Raw genomic sequence first — 18,758 nt, forward strand, 5'->3', positions numbered from 1 at the left:
TCCGTTGGTGGCGGTTTTCATACACAGAAAGGTGCTACCAATGGCACACATCTTTGAGAAGGCGGAGAAGATCGCGGGCGTCGCGCTCGGGATCCTCCAGCGAACCATCGTCCTCCCGAACCTGTTCTCGAACCGGTACGGGATCGCGGACTTCAAGGGAGCCAAGGGCGACGTCGTCAACGTCAAGCGCCCGGCGATCCTGGTCGCACAGGACGCGGGATTCCGCGACCGCAACCCGATCGTCTACCAGGATCTCGTGCAGTCGCGCATCCAGGTCAAGCTCTCGCGCTACCCGATCGTGCCCGTGCAGCTCTCCGACGAGGAACTGACCCTCGACATCGAGAACTACTCGCAGGACGTCACTGTCCCGCAGGTGCGCGCACTCGTCGAGGACTTCGAGAACACGATCGCTGACACCCTCGGTGGCGCGACGTTCGTTCACGAGGTCAACTACGCACCCGGTGCCGACCCGCGCAAGATCGCGATCCAGGCGCGCAAGCTCCTGAACTCGTCGAACGTGCCGGCAAACGGCCGCTACTGGATCGTCGGTTCCGAGGTGTCGGCGGAGATCGCTTCGTTCGACAAGCTCCTGGACGTCGACACTGCGGGACTTCCTGAGGCTGTTCGCGAAGGCGTCGTCGGACGTCTGGCAGGCTTCACCATCGTGGAGTCGAACGCACTCGACGGCGACGAGTCGTACTTCGTCCACAACTCGGCACTGGCCCTCGCGTACGTAGCCCCGGCCGCACCGAAGGGTGCGACGTCGTCGGCCATCGCGATCGAAGGCGGACTCTCCGTCCGCCAGCTCTTCGACTACGACAGCGACACCCTGCACGACCGCTCGATCCTGGGCGTCTTCACGGGTGGCTCTGTCGTCACGGACCCGCAGATCGGCGACGACGGCCTGGTCGTCCAGTCGGACGGTGAGGTGCAGATGGAGTTCATCCGCGCGGTCAAGGTCAACTTCGGAGCCGCGAACACGGCCGAGTCCGACACCTGGACGCTGGCGAATACCGGGACCGTCTCGGGCGGAACCTTCACCCTCTCCGTCGATGGCGAGGACACCGAGCCGATCGCATTCGATGCGACCAACCCGGTGATCCGCGACGCCGTCAACGAGCTCGACGGCGTGTCCGGCGCGAACGTCACCGGCACCACGACCAAGACGATCACCTTCCAGAAGACCGTCATCGTGACGGCCAACTCGGCGGCGATCACCGGGGGCGGTTCCAAGGCCGTCACCAAGGTCTAAGCAACTCGAGAAGGGGTGAGGTCATGGCAGTAGTGCAGCTCGCATCCCGAGAGGATGTGGAGGCCGCGTTTGGTCGCGACCTCACCCCCGATGAGGAAGAGCGGGTCGGGGCAATTCTGGACAAGGCATCAGAGTTGTTCCGATCCGTCTCCGGGCAGACTTTCACGCCAGCTCGATCGGCCGTCCGCGTGAAGGTCAACGGCGGCAGGGCATTCCTGCGACAGAAGCCGGTGGAGACCGTCCACACGGTCAAGGACGACGCTGGCCGGGACGTCTTCTACACGCGCATCGGACGATGGCTCCGCGTTCCCATGGGGAGTCATGAGTTCGTGAACGTGGATTACTCCCACGGCGGTGACGTGCCTGACCTGGTGCGCCTCACCATTGCAGACATCGCACGCCAGATCCTCTCCATCGACCCCGTGGCATCGAGCGGAGTCTCGCAGTTCAGTGAGACGACTGGTCCATTCACTGACCAGCTGACGTATGCGACGTGGGCCCAGGGCGGGGCGACGCGCCTCTCCCCAGAAGACCACGCGATCGCGCGGAGCTTCCAGGTCAAGATTCCCAACGTGTGGCTGCCATGAGGCGCACACGAAGGATCACGGAATACGTCTCGCTCGAGCGATACATGCCCGGAGCCGAGGACGAGCACGGGAACTCCACCGCAGGCTACGCGGACTCGGTCGAAGTCGGCATCTGGCGGTTCAACCCGGGCGGATCACAGGAGCCGGTCACCGCGGGGCACACGCGGGTGATCACCGAACCGGAGATCTACTTCACCGGCCCCCAGCTTGGCGCTCAAGACCGCGTGACTGTTCGCGGCGTCCTGTACGAGGTGGACGGCGAACAGCCCGAATGGGTCAACGACGAGTTCACCGGATGTGTGGCGCGACTCAAGGAGGTGTCCGGCTGATGGCACGCTCAAAGATCAAATGGCGGATCGAAGGATTCGCACGGCTGCGCAACGAACCGGGAGTGCTCGACGATCTCCAGGAGCGCGCGAACTCGATCGCGGATGCCGCGGGCGAGGGGTACGAGTCTCGACCTGCAGAAGCGGGCGCGGGAAAGTCGGGTCGAGCTCGCGCGGCTGTCATCACGGGAACCGCTGAAGCGCGCGTCGACAATGCGCGGAATCAGACGCTGCTGCGCTCCCTCGACGCGGGCGCATGATGGCCGAGGTCATCGTGGCGCCGGATGCCGAGGGGCGAGCAGTGGCCTTCCTCAAGGCTCAGTTCGCGGCGCGGGGGGACTCGGCGAAGGCGGGCACGAAGTTTCCCGCCAAGGGGTCTTCTCGCTTCGTCCAGGTGACGCGAGCGGGAGGCATCTCCAACGACATCGCCTACGACGCGCCGAGGCTGATCTTCATCTGCTCGGGAGAGTCCAGCGTCGATGCCGAACGGCTCTGCGCACTCACGCGGGGTCTCGTGCTCGCATGGGCCCGCCTTTCCGACGATGTGACGCGGGTTCGAGACGCGGGGGACATGGCGTACGTGCCAGACCCTGATTCTGGCCAAGACCGGTATCAGTTCGCGGCGCAGGCGGTCATGAAGATGTCCGCCATCTAGGTCAGCAAACCAATCAGGCTCATCCGTCCGGGTGGGCCTTTCTTATGCCCGCTGCGGCGGGGAAGGAGGCCCATCGTGGTCAACACTGTTGCGAACGTTGCCGCCGGAAAGCCGCTGGCATCGGGCGGGATCTATCTTGCGCCGATCGGCTCGACGGCCCCCACCACCGTCACTGCTGCTCTGGATGCGGCGTACAAGTCGGCTGGGTACATCGGCGAGGACGGTGTCACTGAGGGCGGCGAGCGGTCCACGACGAAGATCAAGGCGTGGGGCGGCGATGTCGTCAAGGTCGTCCAGGACGAGCACTCTCTGACGTACACGTTCCGTTTCATCGAGGCGATGAACGGCGACGTCCTCGAGGCCGTCTACGGTGCCGACAACGTCACCACGACGGATGCCACCGCGTCTTCCGGAACGATCCATGAGGTTCAGGTGACGGGCGAGTCCCTCCCGCACTTCCAGATCGTGTTCGAGATCAAGGATGGCGACAACCGCATCCGCATCTCCGCGAAGGACGTGCAGATCACCGAGGTCGGCGAGATCACCTACTCGGACGGCGACGTCATCGGCTACGAGGTCACCATCGAGTGCTTCGCGGATGGCAACGGCGTGAAGGCCACCAAGTGGCTCGACAACGGAGTCTTCGACGGCGAGTAACAGACGCCGAGGGTGCGGGTTTTCGTGCTGACCTCCCGCACCCTCGGTTTCGTTCAGGTCAGCGCAGATGAAAGGTCAGCACATGTATGTAGTTCCCGCGGCTAAGAAGTCGAAGGACCAGAACAAGTTTCAGTTTCAAGTCGAGGGAGTGACGTACGAGGCGACACGTTTCGACCTCCTGCCGACCTCGTTCGTCGAGGCAGTGGCAGAAATGCCGGAGAAGCTCGTCACGAAGGCGATGCGTCTCGCTCTTGCTGGTGATGACGAAGAGCTTGCGGCCAAGCTGGCAGCGCTCCCCATCGCCGACATCGCGGCCCTTCTGAAGGCCTGGCAGCAGGAATCCTCGGTTTCCCTGGGGGAATGATTCGCCTCCTGGCGCTCTGGCAAGAGTCGCCGGAGGCGGTCGAATATGACCTCATCCGTCATGGTGAGCGGTGGCGCAACGTTGGGCATTCTCTGTCCTGGCGCGACGTCAAGGTTATCTTGGAGATGCAGCAACCATCCGATTCGGCGCTGTGGATGGAACAGAACCCTGACCATATGTGGGGGCTACCGGAGTTTCTCCTCGCCGAGGTCGTGGATTCGCTTCACATGCTCTGGTGGTCGAAGACGAAAGACGGACACAAGAACCGCAACCGCCCGAAACCCCTTGAACGCCCGGGTCGTCGACCTGAGCGCATGGGCAAGAAGCCGTTGCCGTTGGACGAGATGGCCGTGTGGCTTGCTGAGCGGGTGCCAGTGAGTGCGTAGTCCCCTCCGGGGGCAGGAATGCCCCTGGAGGTGGCTATGGCCGTCGAACTCGCCACCGCGTACGTGAGCCTCGTCGCTGACACGTCGAAGCTGGCGAAGTCTATGGATTCGGGGTTCTCGGGGCTGAGTGCGCAGCTCGACAAGAAGGGCACCGCGGCGGGAGCCGGTTTCATCGGCGGCCTCACGGGCGGTCTCGTAGGCCCGGCTCTGCAGCTGGGCGGAAAGCTTGTTGACGCTCTCGCGACACCTCTGACCAAGGGGTTCGACCGCCTCGTCAACTTGGACAATGCCACCGCCAAGCTCGAAGGGCTCGGGCACTCGGCGGAGTCTGTGCAGACGATCATGGACTCCGCCCTGGGTGCAGTGCGGGGCACTGCATTCGGGCTGGATGAGGCTGCGGGAGTCGCTGCGTCTGCTGTCGCGGCGGGCGTCAAGCCCGGCCAGGAGTTGCAGCGCACTCTGTCACTCGTTGCGGACGCTTCGACTATCGCAGGCACGTCCATGGGCGACATGGGGTCGATCTTCAACAAGGTCGCGGGCACGGGCAAGATTCAGGGCGAAGTGATCGCCCAGCTTGGCGAACGCGGCATCCCGATCCTTCAACTGCTCGCGGACGAGATGGGCGTATCCGCCGAGGAGGTGGGGAAGCTCGCCGCAGCCGGCGAGATCGACTTCGCTCGCTTCCAGAATGCAATGGAAGCGGGGATGGGTGGCGCCGCCCTTAAGTCTGGTGAGACTTTCCAGGGCGCCATGGCGAACATGCAGGCGTCGCTGGGTCGCATCGGTGCAGGGTTCTTGGGACCGCTGTTCGAGGAACTGGCACCGACGATCACTGCCCTCACCTCGGCGATGGGACCGCTTGAGGGTGTTGCTGCGACTCTCGGCGAGAAGTTCGGCGACTTCTTGGTCCCGGTTCTCGAGACGTTCCAGGAACTGCTTGCGGGAGGGTTCGACTTCGCGCCCTTCCTGGAGCTCGCAGGCTATCTCTCGCCGATCGGGCTGGCGTTCAAGGTTCTGCAGCCGGTGTTGCCGCTGATCATGGATTCCCTGACGCAGATCGCATCTGTTGTCGGTGGGGCGCTCGGGCAGGTTCTGCAGGCGCTCATGCCGGTGATCACAGCGGTTGCGGAGATCTTTGCCCAGCTTGTGGCCGCGATTCTCCCGCCGCTGTTGCCGATCATCGTGCAGCTCGCGGGGATCATCTCTCAGGTGCTGGTTGCGGTACTGCCTCTCCTGGATCCGTTGATGCAGTTGATCACGGCAATCTTCCCGATTCTTCAGACGGTGATCGCCGCCCTCATCCCGATCATCCAGGGTGTTGTGGATGCAATCGCAGCGATCCTGATTCCGGTCGTGAACACGCTTGTCGAGGTTCTCGGTGGCGTGATCACGTTCCTGACGGGCGTCTTCACGGGCGACTGGGACAAGGCATGGTCTGGGGTGGTGCAGATCTTCGAGGGGCTTTGGAACGGCATCCTCGATATCGGCAAGGGTGTCATCAACGGCATCATCGATCTGATCAACGGTCTCACTGCGGGCCTGAACGAGGTGGGCAACTTCGCACGCGACGTCAGTGGCGGCGCGATTGACTTCACCATCGGGAAGATCCCTCACCTTGCGGACGGGGCGACCGTGCTTCCCCGACGTGGCGGCACTCTTGCCGTGCTTGCGGAAGCTGGCCGGGCCGAGTCCGTCGTTGACACCGGTCTCCTGAATCGCGCTCTCGCTGAGGGTATCGGCGGGTCCAGCTCGGGCAAGACGGTGCAGATGGATGTCCACCCGGCTCCGGGGATGGATGAGATGACGATCGGACGCATCGCTGCCGAGCGGTTGGACTACGAACTGCGAGGTGCTTGATGCGTGCTGAACGTCGCGCCCGTATCGGCGGTATCGAGTTTCAGGGTTGGCCGGCTGATCATCATGGCGACTGGTTTGTGTTGGACGCGGACGGTATCAAGAGCTTCTGGGGTGGCGTTGATGTGCGGCGTGAAGACATCGTGCGCCCGTCTGCTCACGGGTCGTTCGATACGCAGGGCTTCCTTTCGCCGCGCGTGATCCCCGTCTCGGGGCACATGTCATCGCGTACTCCTGAGGGCTTGGAGCACATGCAGGCGCGTCTCTCGGGGTTGCTCGCGGATGGCTCACCTGCTCGCTTGACGATCGAGGGCTCGCTCGGTTCCCGATGGTGCGACGTACGGTTGGCTTCTGCCACGCAGATCACCCAGTTGGATTCGACGACCGCCCGATTCTTGGTCACGTTCTGGGCGGCTGATCCGCGGACGTATGGAGCGGTATCCGAGTTCCCTGGGGGCGCGGCGGCTGTGAACCGTGGGAACTTTCCGGCAACTCCTCGACTGCTTGTGGGCGCCGGTAGCGGGCCGTACACGGTGACGGGAGCGAACGGTCGCATCGTCACGGTCTCAGCAGCGCCGAACGGTGCGCATGAGATCGACTTCGAGACTGGCGGGCTGTTCTTGAACGGCATCCGCCAGATCAACGCGATAGCGGTGTACCAACCGTGGGATGTTCCTCCCGGTCTTCCCGGGGTGACGGCGACAATCAGCGGTTCCCGCACGCTGGTGCAGCGGGTCACGGACACGTTCATCTAGGAGGCGCTGTGGCGATGCTCCTGGTTCACGTTTGCAATGCGATCACGGGTGCGCCGATTGATCGGATCCCCGTGTCGGCGTACTCGTACTCGCGGTTGCTGTCTGCGGGCGACTCGGGCGGATCGGTGACGATCCCACTCGATGGGACGATCTCGAAAGCGCAGGTTCGGTCGTTGGCGTCTCCGTGGTCACGGCTCATGTTGATTGAGCGTGATGGTGCGGTGGAGTACATCGGGTACTCGCAGGGATCGACGTACACCCGTGGTTCACAAACGCTGACGGTGAAGCTCGCGGACATTTGGGCGTTGTTCAACCGTCGTGGGGCCTGGGACCACACGGCTGGGAACGTTGAGCTGTGGAAGGAGACCGTAGTCGGCAACCGCGCGTACCAGGCGGCCTCAGCCATCGAACGCGGGCGAAATGGGCCAGCATTGCCGGCGATGGGTCTCCCGCTCACGCTTCCCGGCGGGTATGCCGGCCCTTCTGTGACCCGCACGTACTACGGGTACAACGTGGAGACGGTAGGCGATGTTCTCGCTGATCTTCTCGCTGAGGGGCTGGATATCTACTTCCGCCCCCGGTGGTCGGGAGGTCAGGCGGACTGGTTGTTTCAGGCGGCGTCCGATTGGTCGTCTGGCGCGGTTCGCGAGTTCGTTGTGTCTGCGAAGAGCTCACCCGTCACGGGGTTCAGTGAGACGTCCGATGCGGCCCGGGTGACGAACAATGCCCGGTATATCGGTGAGGGGTCCGAGGTCGACATGCTCGTGCGCTCGGAGCGCAATGTGGCGTCGCCCTATCCGCTTCTGGACCGGGTGACTAACACGAAGCACATCTCGAACGTGGCGCAGCTCTCGTCCTTGTCGGCGCAGGATCTTGTGTCGTATGGGTCGCCGACTGTGCAGTGGGATTTCAGCGTCTCGGCAGACACTCCGGTCGACGTGGGCGACACTGCACGGCTTCATTTCGATGGCGACCCGTGGGTCATTGATGGCTGGTACAACCGGCGCGTCGTGAAGGTCAGTGGCGATCAGTCCGACCAGAAGAAGATCAGCGTTCAGCCGACGGGGGGTGCGTGATGGGCGTCGACCACCCGGGCCAGGGGATGAGCGTTCAGGCGCTCATGCGCGAGGTCAAGCGCGTCGCGAAGGCAACCTTGCAGAACGCGTCGATCGGTCGAGCCGGCATCCGTGTTTACGATGGCGGCTGGATCCGAATCGAAGGTGGCGGTCTCGCCGTCACCGGAACCCAGAACGTCAGTGGTCGCCTTGAAGGATCCGGGGTTCTTGACTGGACAGGGAACGTGTACCTTCGCGGGCCGACAGGAGTTCAGGGGAACTTCGCAACGTCGGGCAACGCGACCATCGGCGGCGCGACGACGATCTCGGGCAGCCTGAACGTGACCGGCGCCACCACGCTGAACAACACGGTCACGATGAACGATGATCTCACCCTGGGAAGCGGTCGAATCGTCGTCGGAAACATGATCATCCGGAAGACGGGCGCCGCGTCAGGACAGATCATTTCCTCGGGGATCGTGTACATCGAAGGTGCGGGCATCCGCTTCACCGGGTCGGTGTACGCGGAGAACCATCTCGACGTCGTCGGAGACCTGAACGTTCAGGGATCGAAGAACTTCAAGATGCCGCATCCGACGAAGCCGGACGTGTGGCTGCGTCACGGCTCCACGGAGTCTCCGGTCTCGGGCACTGAGTACACCGGTCGTGCGCGTATCGGAGAAGACGGCTCCGTTCTCGTCGAGCTCCCCGACTACTTCGAAGGGCTGAACAAGCCCGAAGGTCGGACCGTCCAGCTCACTCCAGTCGGCCGGCCTTTTTCTGTCGGTGCGGACGAGGTCATGGACGGGCGCTTCACCGCGTACGGAGATCCCGGACGCGAGGTCTTCTGGCTGGTCAAAGCGGAGCGCTTCGGTGGCGACTTCCTGCTGGAAGAGGAGATGGCGGCTCCGCCTCTCCGAGAGTCATAGGAGGCGATCATGGGCGGTCTCGTCATCGAAACCATCCGCCCGGGCGTTCAGTTCACCCCCGACGCTGCAGCTGCGTTCCGTCGCGCGGAAGCGCAGGTGCTGGCGGAGTTCGGGCGCCGCATCGACGTGAACTCCACGTACCGGTCGTGGTCGGACCAGATGGTGATGTACATCGACTGGACCCGGTACGTGGCGTCCGGGTACAAGCCGTCGCTGAAGCCGGACCACAGCAAGGCCGTGCACCCGTCACAGTCGTTCCATGTGTCCGGCACGGCCCTGGATTCGGACGACTGGCGCAACGCCCGCATCGTCGCGATCCTCGCCGAGAACGGCTTCATCCGAAACCGCCTGTCGGTGCCGGACGAGCAACACCACTTCGAGTACATCCGTGCCCGAGACGAGAACCACGGCAAGCCCGCCAGCGGCGGAGGACAGTCCGAGGAGGACGACATGACCCCCGAGCAGGACAAGAAGCTCAACTCTCTGTTCGACGCCATGTTCAACGGTGGCAACAGCATGAAGGACGGCAAGAAGTCCATCAGTCAGTCGCTGGCTGAGATTCACGAGAAGGTTGGCCCGATCTACCGCAGTGGCGGATCGGTGACGAGCGTTCGCCAGGAGCTCGCGAACATCAACAGCAAGGTCACGAATTTGCAGGCCACGCAGTCGGGGCTCGAGGCGGCTCTCACGGCGTTGGCGAATGCGAAGGGGCTCGACGCGTCAGCGATCTTGAAGGCCGCTCAGCAGGGTGTCGAGAACGCGCTCCGGAAGGTCACGTTCTCGGCGGATGTGGACGAGTGACTTCAGGGTGGGCGCGGGGCGGGGGGTGAGCATGGACGTTGTGTCGTTGTTTGCTAATGCGAACATCCGCGATATTGGCGCTACCGCCTTGCTCACTATCGTCGTGCTACTGATCCTGACGGGACGTCTCGTGCCCAAGAGCGTGGCTGATGCGTGGAAGAACGCCTACTTCACGGAGCAGGCTTCGGGGCGGGAGAAGGAGAAGCAGATCACCCTCCTCGCATCATCGGCCACCGTGTCAGCGCGTGTCCTCGATGCGCTCCCGTTGACGGGAGGTGAGTCGGATGATGTGGAAGAAGCTACGGAAGCTCGTCGGCGCCGGCGGCAAAGCTGAGGCGGTGCAGGCCAACGTCGATGCGGACAAGTCGCTCGCCGATGCGCAGGCTCGCACCGCCGAGATCGCACAGCTCGTCGGACGGATCGAGAAGCACGGGTACGTGAACCACATCGGGGAACGCGTCATGGCCGGGATTAGGGGGGCGTGATGCTCATCGACGATGTGATTCTGTTCGTCTTGTTCTCGTGGGTGATCCCACTGAGCCTGTTCGTCTACTTCCAGGTGACGACCGCTAAGCATGGCACGAAGCACGCGCGACGCCGGTTGAAGTGGCGTGAGATCGCCCCCGTGATGCGCATCCTCGTCGCCCAGAAGCTCGCACTGATCCTTGTCGTCGCGTTCATCGCCCTTGTGCGATTCATCGGCGACTTCCCCGGACGCGAGTGGGTCGCGTTCGGACTCTACACACTGCTCGTCGGCCTCGCGTGGGTCGTCCTCATCTATCAGCGTCGCGTGCAGCGCCCTCAAGAGCGCCGCATCCGAAACCTCTAAGGAGAACCACCATGAAGACCCTCTTCGACTCTCTCGTCCGTACGTACGTGCCGTGGCTGGCGGGTGTGATCATCACCTTCCTCGTCTCCCTCGGCGTGCCCCTCGACCCCGAGGTGCAGCCGGCCCTGCTCGCACTGCTCATGCTCGCGGCATCCGCGGCCTACTACTGGATCGCGCGACTGCTCGAGACGCACATGTCGCCGAAGTTCGGCTGGATGCTCGGTCTCGCGAAGCCTCCCGTGTACGAGGTGCCTGAGCCTGTGCTGATCCCGGTGGAAGGTCTGAGCCGTGACGAGATCCTCGCTCGACTCGAGCACCTGACGCCGTCCGAGCTCAACGCGAGTATCCAGGCGGCTGCTTCCCGAGTCAACAAGTAGGAGGACTCATGCCCACCATCACCTTCACGTTGTCGGACTTCGGTCTGGCATCACTTGCTTCGAAGCTCCCGACCGTGAAGTTCGTGCCGTCTGGTGCGGGGGTCGCGGGGGATCGGTTGTTCTCATCGACCCCCGTGGCCGCGGTGATGGTGGGGGATCAGGGCACGGTAACTCTCGCCGCGACAGATGGGGTCGCCCCCAAGGCCTGGTACACGATTCGCATCGAGCACCTGAACCCAGGCGGCGAGTACACGCACTTCGACATCCTCGGGATGCAGATTTTCATCCCAGACGACTACGACGGTCCCCTCACTGGGCTTCCGGGCGTCCCGCTCGCAACCAACACGGTGATCGTTTCTCTCGACCCGCCGCCGCCCGGCTACAAGGGCTGGTGGCTGTATTCACCCGCAGCGGGGCAGGAAATGCCCCTCGATGACCCCCTGATCGGGGAACTGAGGATGGTGTCCTGATGGCTGCTGACTACGTGCCACTGACGAACCTGCGTGGACCCGCCGCGCGCATCGCCGAGGTCACCACTGAGACGACCGCGCCGGGCACGCTTGCTCAGGTCTTCATGACTGGCCCGGACCAGAACCGGAAGTTCGACTTCAAGATCCCTCGCGGAGCTCAGGGGCTCCCGGGGGTCAACGGTGTCGAGAACGACGAAGCTATGGCGCTCCTCGTGGACAACGAGGAGTCGGAGACTCGCACTGCGATCTCCGCTTCGTTTGGGTGGTCCGTCCTCGTCACCGATCCGCGTTTCGGCGCGAAGGGCGACGGCTTGACCGACGACACTGCAGCGATCCAGGCGGCTATCGACTTCGCGTTCGCACAGGGTGGCGCTACAGTCGTGGTCCCTCCGGGCGTCTACATGATCGACGCAGACGCCGGCACCTCGATCTGGACCAACGCTGGCGGGATCCAGATGCGTGACGGAATCACGTTCCAGATTGGCGCTGGTGCAACACTCAAGGCCAAGCCGGTGACGACCCCGGTGTCGAAGATCATTCGCCTTGTGAACTGTTCGGATGTGACCATCACGGGCGGCGGCACGATCGACGGCAACCGCGACAACGCGATTGTGACGACCGGCGAGTGGGGATACGGTATCTCCCTCGCTGCGAGCGAGAATATCGTCATCGACGGAATTCGCACCATCAACTGCTGGGGCGACGGGATCAACCTGCAGCGCCTCGCGTTCGCCGACTACACCTCACCAGTGAACGTCACTATCCGCAACGTCGTGAGCGACAACAACCGCCGCCAGGGACTGTCGGTCGAAGATGGCATCGGCGTCCTCATCGAAGACAGCGTCTTCTCCAACACAAACGGCGCGTTGCCTGAATGCGGGATCGACATCGAGCCGCCTGACGCCAACGGAAACGCTCGAGACGTGACGATTCGGAAGTGCACCTTCCGGACCAACGCGCGCCGCGGCATCACTGTCGCCGAGTCGGCCGACATCGCCAAGGTCATCATCGAGGACTGCGTCTTCGACGGAAACGGGCACGGGGCAGGCGGGGCGATCACGGACCAGTTCCGCGCGGTCATGGGAAACTCCGGGCTGACCATCTCAGGCTGCAAGTTCATCGGATCGCTGACCGAGGACTGCCTGCGCATTGATGGACCCAAAGATGGCGCTCGTATCATCAACAACGAGATCGATCGCTCGATCTACCTCTACGGGACGGCCATCCTGGCGTCTGGGTTTCCGGTCGGCACGATCGTTTCTGGCAACACGATCAATGGCACGATCAAGTGCCAATACCAGTCGTTCGTGAGCATCACCGACAACACGATCCTGCCGCCGTCCACTGGCAACGGTATCGACTTCACGGGGACGATCAACACGAATCACGCCAAGGTGTCCGGCAATATGATTCGCGGTGGAGTGAACGCAATCAAGTTGAGCGTGACGTCGAGCTCCATGATCACGGGCGAGATCGTGAACAACATCATGATCAACCAGCGGGACGCGGCGATGATCATCGCCGGTCGCAACCTGATCATCGCTCACAACATCATTGTGGGAGCGTGCTTGGACAGCGGCACCGCGTCCGTAGCGCTCGTTGGCGACCCGAACGGGAGCCCATACATCGCCTTTGAGGACAACAGCATCCTCAAGGCGCCCTACGGAAGTGCAACCATCAATAACACGCCGGCGTACGCGTTCAGCAAGACGGGAACTATCCTGTCCGCGCGCATCCGACGCAACCGTGTGGACGCTTCGTTTGCGTTCAGCGATGGAGTTCCGCCTACAGGCAGCGGGACAATCTTCGCCAACGACGATCTCCCCGTCGTGACGACAGCACAGCGCCCCGTGTCGCCCCCTATCGGCACGTCCGTCTTCGACGCCACCCTGGGAAAGCCCATTTGGCGAAAGTCGTCGTCTGCATGGGGGGATGCAACCGGGGCAACCGTCTAAGGGCGCCTACCCCCGTGCGTATGCAACGGCACGTACAGATGAGAGCCCCCAGGCTTGCCTACCTTCGCGGGTCGGTGAGCCTGGGGGCCTTCTGTGTTCACGGCGCTCTCGGCAGCACGGAAAGCGATCATCAACACGGCGATGACCATTGCGCCCTTCACGGCGTAGAAACCTGAGAACAACATCGATGACCCGAGAAGAGCCCACACCGGGTACTGCCATTCGCTACCCCGCAGATAGATGAGCATGCCCGCCGCGAGAAGGACGACGATTGCCGCGGTGACGACACCGGAGCTCGCCATCGTCTCGACGATGAAGTTATGTGGGGGGACACCCTTGTAGTCGGCATACCCCAGTCCGATGATGGCTGTCATGTCGTTGGCGAAGAGCTGACGGAATGCCCGGTCGAAGGTCTCGAAGCGTCCGTTCTCGTCGAAGAGGCCTGTCGCCATGGAACCGCGCGCTGATGACTCGTAGGAGTCGAACAGCCACCATGCGAGCCCTGCAGCGGGGATGATCGCCAGTCGTGCACCAATCCGCCGGACACCGCGAGGGGGGAATAGGAGCGACAAGCCGAGGACGGCGACACCAACCACGAGCCCTGTGCGGGACGAGTTGATGACGATCGCGAATCCTGACACCGCAGCCAAGAGGATGGCCATCTTCCAGCGCCCACGCCGCCAGAGTGTCGGCGCGAGGACGATGCCTACGGCGAGGAGACCTGACAGCACACTATAGGCGGAGATCGTCAGGTCGTAGGTGACGCGGACGTTGAAGAATCCGATCTCCCCGATGATGATCCCGAGGCGCGTGTGAACTTGCCATTGGATGAGCACGCCGACCGCGAGTGCGAGCTGAACGCCGGCGAGCGTGGTGAGGAGACGGTTGACGCTGTCCGCGTCTAGCTGTTCCCGAACCCAGTCTCGAGCTTCGTATACGAGGACGATCGGGACGACCAGCAGGAGGAACGTGACGAGGTAGTACCAGCCTTCGATGCCTTCTGCGGTGGACATTCCGGTGAGGACGCTGAAGCTGACCAGGATGAGCAGCAGGATCGCCATGATGGGGGAGAAGCGGCGGAGGTTGGCGGCTAGGAGTCCGATGAGTGCGAGGGTGAGTATGGTCGTCCACGATGCGATGTGGTGAAGGCCGGGGATCACCGGGAGCATGTACAACGGCATCGTCAGCACCAGAAGAGTGAGCGTCTTCTCGAGCTTGGTTCGACCCTTTTTCGCCGCGACGAACACGATCGTGCACACCACCACAAAGACGCCAGCGGGTGGTGCGACGAGATACGCCATGATGCTCGCCAGAGCCATCAAGAAAGACATAGCCGGACCGCTCTAGACGGGGGCGTTCATCGACAGGATGCACCCGAGAGCCACGATGCCGCCGAGCGCCAGGGTTCCTGCACCGGCTCCACGCCATTGACGAGCTGCGACTTCGGATGCGTTATCGCTATCCGCGTAGGCGAGCGCAGACATGCCGCCGAGTATGAGGAGGGCTGCCGTCCCCAGAACAAGTGGCGCTCCGAAGATGGTCCAGTCTGCAAACGCTGCTGCGACGACGCCTATGGTGAAGATGGCGCCGAGGGCTAGCAGTGTCATGTTCTTCACGGTGGAATCCTATCGGTTTGGTGTGCGGGTGTCTGCCGTCCACCGCATCATGGAACTCATGACGCAGTGGCACCCGATCTTCTGGACTGATGAGCCGCAACCGGGTGTCTGGGTGATGACGGCACCGCATGAGGCGGAACCGTTCGGCCGCATCGAGTTGCGACGCGTGTCTGGTGCGATCCGCTACAAGGTCACGTTGCGGGGTGAGGTCATCGGGTGGGCGAACACCCTGTCCCATGCGTGTGAGCGCCTGTACGCCGCGCACAGGAAGCAACAGGACGAGGTGCACACCGGGCCACCCAACGGGCGACGCTAGATCCCCCTGCCGAGGTCATCCTCGTCCCACAGGACTTCAGGCGCGCCGGCATCCACGATCGGATGCACCCGGTCGAGCTTCACCTTGAAGTCACTCCAGTCTTCGCTCAGCTTCATCACCGTGGTCACAGATGCGATGTGTTCCCGCAGCTTCGGGTGCCCAACCTCCTGGGTGAGCTGCTGGTGGAACTTGCCCTTCCGCTTCTTCTCGTCCTTGGCGCGCTGGGCCTTGATCTCATCGAACACTCCGGGGGCGACGCGCTTGTAGACGACATCGTTCGTGAGATGGCCGAAGTAACCAGGCCTTGCCACTGAGGTCGGATCGAAGGGGAGGTCGCGCAGGCGGAACATCTCCTTGTAGAAGTCAACGTCGAACGTCTTCACCCACGGCTGCAGCTCGGAAGCGACGTACGCCTCAAGAATCTTCGCGAGGGCATCGCGTGCGCGGACATCCTGGTATCCAGTCGCCTCGTCAACAAGCGCGATGATGCCAACGCGTGCGAGGCCGCGGACGATGATTTCGGCCGCCCGTGCAGTAGGTTCCTGCGACTTCGCGAGAGCGCCCTCGGCGCGCGCAGACAGCCACGCCTCGCACAGCTGGGGCAGAACTTCGGCCCGATAGCCGTTGGCTCGCGTGTTCACGCCCATGCTCGTCGGAAGGTCGAACGGGATCGGCTGCGCGTCTTCGAGCAACTGGTCGGTGATGAACGGTCGGAGCACCTGGGATCGCAGGATCGGGGGAAGCGTCAGGTCATCCGTCGGCGAGGACTTCGACCGTGCGCTGCGACCGATCGCCGTGTTCATGCCGCCCTGGGTGATGACTCGAGTCCCATCTTCGAGCACGTAGCACTCGATGGCGACGTCGCCAATCATGAGCGGACGATCCACAGACCCGGAGATCGCCTTCTTGGGCGCGGGCCGCTCCCAACGGGCCGATGCCGCCTTGCGGGCTGCGTCTGCCCGATCTTCCGGTGTCATGTTCGACGCCCGGGCGATCCCGCCCTTTGCGCGTCCTTCTGCTTCTGTCATGTCGTCGCCGTGCCCAATCTATCCGAGATGCCTGCTTCGAGGCCTTAATGCAAGCATATCACATGGGTATGCGTGCATTGTGAAAGCGGCGTTGGCCAGGTCGTCGCCTAGTCAAATGTCTGAACCCCCGAGGAGCATGGGCGCATGATGCCCACCGACCTACTTGCCTTCGAGGCCCAACACCCACACCACACACCCACCAAGACGGAACGTATCCGCCACGAGCTCCGCATCAGCGAGGTCAGGTACTACGTACTCCTCGCCAGGGCTGCACAATCCGTTGAGGGGATCGCCGCTGACCCTACGACCGCGCGCATGGTCCGCGAACGTGCCAGCCGGCGCGCAACCGCTCGAGCGGCGAGGGTTGCGGCATGAGTGAGGAGACGCGTGTGCGCAAGGATGGGCGCCCGCTGGTCACAGAGCATCCTGTGACGGCGCAGGACCGCGTGGAGTACTACGACGGGCCGCTACCCACGGGCGGCATCGCCTGCAAGCTCGACTTCGAGGAAGAAGACGACAGCTGGATGGATCATCCGGCATGAAACCAGAGAAGCCCCCACCTATCCAGGTGGGGGCTTCTTCTGCGTATACGGGAGACCTCATTGTCTCGGTTCAGCGGGCACTGCTCTTCTTGCCGTTGGCGGGGTCGCCATTGACCCCAAAGGATCTTCTGGCGATCATCACTACCCACCGGCCTGAGTCTTTCGTCCTGTGCATGTCCCCATTATGTGCCCGTAATTACAGACTTGTCAAGTGAGCTTTACGGTTCGGCGTGTTCTGTGATCGAAAGCGGGGATTGCACGCCTGACAGAGTTAGCGCGATCGCACTCGCCATCTGATCATGCGCATCCGCCACAAGGTGTCCGTAGACGCCCACCGTCGTCGTGATTGACTCGTGCCCCATGCGTGCCTGGATGTAGGGGAGCGGGATGCCCTGAGCGATCAGCCAGGAGGCGTGAGTGTGCCGCATGTCATGCACGGTCGGCTCCCGGCGCAGCGGCTCGAGGCCCAGAGCTCGGCACGTCTCAGGATCGGACGCCTTCGCCACTGCCGTCCGCCAGATGCGCGTGTAGAACGCCCCGTGCCACATGTGCCCGCCCTGAGGTGCGGGGAATACCCATTCATCGGATGCGCCCGGTTCTCCCATGATCGCAACGAGGTCCGGGAACAGCGACACCGATCGGCGCGACTTCGACGACTTCGGGTAGCTCAGGATCGGCGCCCCCTTCGCCTTCTTCCACGCGCGCGTCACTCGCACTGTTGGAGGATTGCCGTGGAGGTTCACGTCCGCCCATGTCAGAGCGCTCATCTCACCCCACCTGAGCCCGGTGCCGGCGAGGAACAGCACCATGCGCCTGTACCTCTCCGGGATGAAGTGGAGAAGTGTCGCGAACTCCGTGGGGGTGAGGAACACGTTCTCGCGCTTCACGCCGCGGGTCATGCGCATCTTGTACGCGGGGTTGTCTGGGCGGAACCCCTCGTCGACAGCGGACTTGAGGACCGCCGACAGGAGGGCGTGGTAGTTCCTGATCGTCTTCGAAGACACGTGCTTCTGCTCGGTGAGCGGCTTGTGTCGATCGCGCCAGACGGGCTGCTTCTCCTGCCATGCGAGCCATGAACCAACGTCCGGCTTCGTGATCAGGTCGATGGGTACGTCGCCGAGCAACTGCAACCAGGATCGTTCAGCCTCAGCCTCGTAGCCTTCCCGCGTCCCCTTCTCTACGCCTGTCAGTAGTCCGCTGTCGGGGGAGAGGTAGCGGTGGGTGTACTCGCGCAGGGTGGGCGTGCCTGCGGTGCGGTTCATGCGCGACTCACGAACCTGCTCGGCGGCTTCCCACCCGACACGCTCGACCAACTTCTTGTAGTCCTCGGCGCCCTTATGCTCCAGGAACGTCGTCTGCTTCATGTGGCCCTTGTGGCGCACCTGAACGCGCCATCGCACCTCGCCCGACTTGAGGGTGCGGGAAGAGACGCTAGCCATCAGCGAGAACTTTCGCGTGCTGGAAGCACCGTGCACCTTCGGTCGACACTGTGCGGTTGCAGTGCCACATCCATCCGAGCTCGGAGCGGGTGAACTTGCGGGCGGCGCTCATCCCGCCATGCCGGCAGGGCGCGCCGCAGATCGGCGGCTTCGAGTCGGCGTCCAATGTTCACTCCCCATTCCTACGCTGAGGGTCGGACACTGCAGGAAGGTACGGCTCCATCGCGAGAATCGTTGAGCAAGGCCAGGTCTGCCCTGAGCATTCAGCACAGACCGCGTAGTCCTCGAAAGGAACCGTCTGACGGGAGTGGAGGGCAAGCACGCGCTCAATGGCGGCGCCCTGATTCTCGACGATCCGCGCAGCGTCGAACACGATATCGCCGCGGGTGCCGTAGTCGACGGCGGCGATGCTTCGGAGATTGCCTGCCAACTCGATGACATCGGACATGTCTCGCCTCTCATTAAGGCGTGATCCGAGGCGATGTAGGCGGGGATGTAGGCGGCGGGGGTTTTATCCCCCGCCAGCCCTACTCCTTACTGGGGTGAGTAACGGGACTCGAACCCG

General features: G+C 63.1%; 26 protein-coding genes. 21 read left to right on the top strand and 5 right to left on the bottom strand.

What is annotated here, in order from left to right:
- Positions 1 to 40 precede the first annotated feature (40 nt).
- From ACIOTO_RS19805 to ACIOTO_RS19890, 18 genes are all read left to right on the top strand, one after another.
- The gene (locus tag ACIOTO_RS19805; protein WP_400859230.1) at positions 41 to 1,252 is read left to right on the top strand and encodes a hypothetical protein; all 1,212 of its coding nucleotides are present in this window, start codon (positions 41 to 43) and stop codon (positions 1,250 to 1,252) included.
- 23 nt (positions 1,253 to 1,275) lie between these two features.
- A complete protein-coding gene (locus ACIOTO_RS19810) occupies positions 1,276 to 1,839 on the top strand; it encodes a hypothetical protein (protein WP_400859232.1) in 564 nt (187 codons plus the stop codon).
- Entirely contained in the window at positions 1,836 to 2,168 is a 333-nt protein-coding gene (locus ACIOTO_RS19815) for a hypothetical protein (protein WP_400859234.1), read from the top strand. Before ACIOTO_RS19810 ends, ACIOTO_RS19815 begins: the two co-directional genes overlap by 4 nt.
- Positions 2,168 to 2,425, top strand: coding sequence for a hypothetical protein (locus ACIOTO_RS19820; RefSeq protein ID WP_400859236.1), 258 nt, complete (start codon positions 2,168 to 2,170; stop codon positions 2,423 to 2,425). Before ACIOTO_RS19815 ends, ACIOTO_RS19820 begins: the two co-directional genes overlap by 1 nt.
- Positions 2,422 to 2,820 (top strand): hypothetical protein, encoded by a 399-nt coding sequence (locus ACIOTO_RS19825; RefSeq protein ID WP_400859238.1) that lies wholly within the window; start codon positions 2,422 to 2,424, stop codon positions 2,818 to 2,820. The genes ACIOTO_RS19820 and ACIOTO_RS19825 overlap by 4 nt, the downstream gene beginning before the upstream one ends.
- A 75-nt stretch (positions 2,821 to 2,895) precedes the next feature.
- Positions 2,896 to 3,477, top strand: a complete 582-nt coding sequence (locus ACIOTO_RS19830; RefSeq protein WP_400859239.1) for a phage tail protein — start codon at positions 2,896 to 2,898, stop codon at positions 3,475 to 3,477.
- An 82-nt stretch (positions 3,478 to 3,559) separates the two neighbouring features.
- A complete protein-coding gene (locus tag ACIOTO_RS19835) occupies positions 3,560 to 3,841 on the top strand; it encodes a hypothetical protein (protein ID WP_400859240.1) in 282 nt (93 codons plus the stop codon).
- Positions 3,838 to 4,227 carry a DUF5361 domain-containing protein gene (locus ACIOTO_RS19840; protein WP_400859242.1) on the top strand — a complete coding sequence of 130 codons (390 nt, stop codon included), beginning with the start codon at positions 3,838 to 3,840 and terminating at the stop codon, positions 4,225 to 4,227. Before ACIOTO_RS19835 ends, ACIOTO_RS19840 begins: the two co-directional genes overlap by 4 nt.
- Positions 4,228 to 4,263: 36 nt before the next feature.
- On the top strand, positions 4,264 to 6,084 hold the full coding sequence (locus tag ACIOTO_RS19845; protein ID WP_400859243.1) for a tape measure protein: 1,821 nt from the start codon (positions 4,264 to 4,266) through the stop codon (positions 6,082 to 6,084).
- Positions 6,084 to 6,836: a hypothetical protein gene (locus ACIOTO_RS19850; RefSeq protein WP_400859244.1), complete on the top strand. Its 753-nt coding sequence runs from the start codon at positions 6,084 to 6,086 to the stop codon at positions 6,834 to 6,836. The genes ACIOTO_RS19845 and ACIOTO_RS19850 overlap by 1 nt, the downstream gene beginning before the upstream one ends.
- An 8-nt stretch (positions 6,837 to 6,844) precedes the next feature.
- Positions 6,845 to 7,912, top strand: a complete 1,068-nt coding sequence (locus ACIOTO_RS19855) for a hypothetical protein (RefSeq protein ID WP_400859245.1) — start codon at positions 6,845 to 6,847, stop codon at positions 7,910 to 7,912.
- Positions 7,912 to 8,820, top strand: coding sequence for a hypothetical protein (locus ACIOTO_RS19860; protein WP_400859246.1), 909 nt, complete (start codon positions 7,912 to 7,914; stop codon positions 8,818 to 8,820). Before ACIOTO_RS19855 ends, ACIOTO_RS19860 begins: the two co-directional genes overlap by 1 nt.
- 9 nt (positions 8,821 to 8,829) lie before the next feature.
- On the top strand, positions 8,830 to 9,621 hold the full coding sequence (locus tag ACIOTO_RS19865) for a hypothetical protein (protein WP_400859248.1): 792 nt from the start codon (positions 8,830 to 8,832) through the stop codon (positions 9,619 to 9,621).
- Between the two features lie 284 nt (positions 9,622 to 9,905).
- Positions 9,906 to 10,106, top strand: a complete 201-nt coding sequence (locus tag ACIOTO_RS19870) for a hypothetical protein (RefSeq protein WP_400859250.1) — start codon at positions 9,906 to 9,908, stop codon at positions 10,104 to 10,106.
- Positions 10,106 to 10,450, top strand: a complete 345-nt coding sequence (locus ACIOTO_RS19875; RefSeq protein ID WP_400859252.1) for a hypothetical protein — start codon at positions 10,106 to 10,108, stop codon at positions 10,448 to 10,450. The genes ACIOTO_RS19870 and ACIOTO_RS19875 overlap by 1 nt, the downstream gene beginning before the upstream one ends.
- An 11-nt stretch (positions 10,451 to 10,461) precedes the next feature.
- Complete coding sequence (locus ACIOTO_RS19880) at positions 10,462 to 10,827, top strand: hypothetical protein (protein WP_400859253.1); 366 nt, start codon at positions 10,462 to 10,464, stop codon at positions 10,825 to 10,827.
- An 8-nt stretch (positions 10,828 to 10,835) separates the two neighbouring features.
- Complete coding sequence (locus ACIOTO_RS19885) at positions 10,836 to 11,297, top strand: hypothetical protein (RefSeq protein ID WP_400859255.1); 462 nt, start codon at positions 10,836 to 10,838, stop codon at positions 11,295 to 11,297.
- Positions 11,297 to 13,252, top strand: coding sequence for a glycosyl hydrolase family 28-related protein (locus tag ACIOTO_RS19890; RefSeq protein ID WP_400859257.1), 1,956 nt, complete (start codon positions 11,297 to 11,299; stop codon positions 13,250 to 13,252). Before ACIOTO_RS19885 ends, ACIOTO_RS19890 begins: the two co-directional genes overlap by 1 nt.
- Here ACIOTO_RS19890 and ACIOTO_RS19895 read toward each other — a convergent pair.
- The gene (locus tag ACIOTO_RS19895; protein WP_400859259.1) at positions 13,249 to 14,583 is read right to left on the bottom strand and encodes a hypothetical protein; all 1,335 of its coding nucleotides are present in this window, start codon (positions 14,581 to 14,583) and stop codon (positions 13,249 to 13,251) included. The genes ACIOTO_RS19890 and ACIOTO_RS19895 overlap by 4 nt on opposite strands.
- Before the next feature lie 12 nt (positions 14,584 to 14,595).
- Entirely contained in the window at positions 14,596 to 14,868 is a 273-nt protein-coding gene (locus ACIOTO_RS19900) for a hypothetical protein (RefSeq protein ID WP_400859260.1), read from the bottom strand.
- On the opposite strand from ACIOTO_RS19900, the gene ACIOTO_RS19905 reads away from it, so the two are divergent.
- Positions 14,858 to 15,184, top strand: a complete 327-nt coding sequence (locus ACIOTO_RS19905; RefSeq protein WP_400859262.1) for a hypothetical protein — start codon at positions 14,858 to 14,860, stop codon at positions 15,182 to 15,184. The two genes, ACIOTO_RS19900 and ACIOTO_RS19905, sit on opposite strands and share 11 nt — an antisense overlap.
- Here ACIOTO_RS19905 and ACIOTO_RS19910 read toward each other — a convergent pair.
- Positions 15,181 to 16,212, bottom strand: a complete 1,032-nt coding sequence (locus ACIOTO_RS19910) for a P63C domain-containing protein (RefSeq protein WP_400859263.1) — start codon at positions 16,210 to 16,212, stop codon at positions 15,181 to 15,183. The two genes, ACIOTO_RS19905 and ACIOTO_RS19910, sit on opposite strands and share 4 nt — an antisense overlap.
- Before the next feature lie 147 nt (positions 16,213 to 16,359).
- On the opposite strand from ACIOTO_RS19910, the gene ACIOTO_RS19915 reads away from it, so the two are divergent.
- Together ACIOTO_RS19915 and ACIOTO_RS19920 are read left to right on the top strand one after the other, a co-directional pair.
- A complete protein-coding gene (locus ACIOTO_RS19915) occupies positions 16,360 to 16,587 on the top strand; it encodes a DUF3263 domain-containing protein (protein WP_400859273.1) in 228 nt (75 codons plus the stop codon).
- Positions 16,584 to 16,754, top strand: coding sequence for a hypothetical protein (locus ACIOTO_RS19920; protein WP_400859265.1), 171 nt, complete (start codon positions 16,584 to 16,586; stop codon positions 16,752 to 16,754). The genes ACIOTO_RS19915 and ACIOTO_RS19920 overlap by 4 nt, the downstream gene beginning before the upstream one ends.
- A gap of 218 nt (positions 16,755 to 16,972) precedes the next feature.
- Here the strand turns inward: ACIOTO_RS19920 and ACIOTO_RS19925 are convergent, their stop codons facing one another.
- Together ACIOTO_RS19925 and ACIOTO_RS19930 are read right to left on the bottom strand one after the other, a co-directional pair.
- Positions 16,973 to 18,193: a tyrosine-type recombinase/integrase gene (locus tag ACIOTO_RS19925; RefSeq protein ID WP_400859267.1), complete on the bottom strand. Its 1,221-nt coding sequence runs from the start codon at positions 18,191 to 18,193 to the stop codon at positions 16,973 to 16,975.
- 169 nt (positions 18,194 to 18,362) lie between these two features.
- Positions 18,363 to 18,641 carry a hypothetical protein gene (locus tag ACIOTO_RS19930; protein ID WP_400859269.1) on the bottom strand — a complete coding sequence of 93 codons (279 nt, stop codon included), beginning with the start codon at positions 18,639 to 18,641 and terminating at the stop codon, positions 18,363 to 18,365.
- Positions 18,642 to 18,758: the final 117 nt, after the last annotated feature.

The organism is Microbacterium sp. NPDC087592 (assembly GCF_044743585.1).
Lineage (GTDB): Bacteria > Actinomycetota > Actinomycetes > Actinomycetales > Microbacteriaceae > Microbacterium.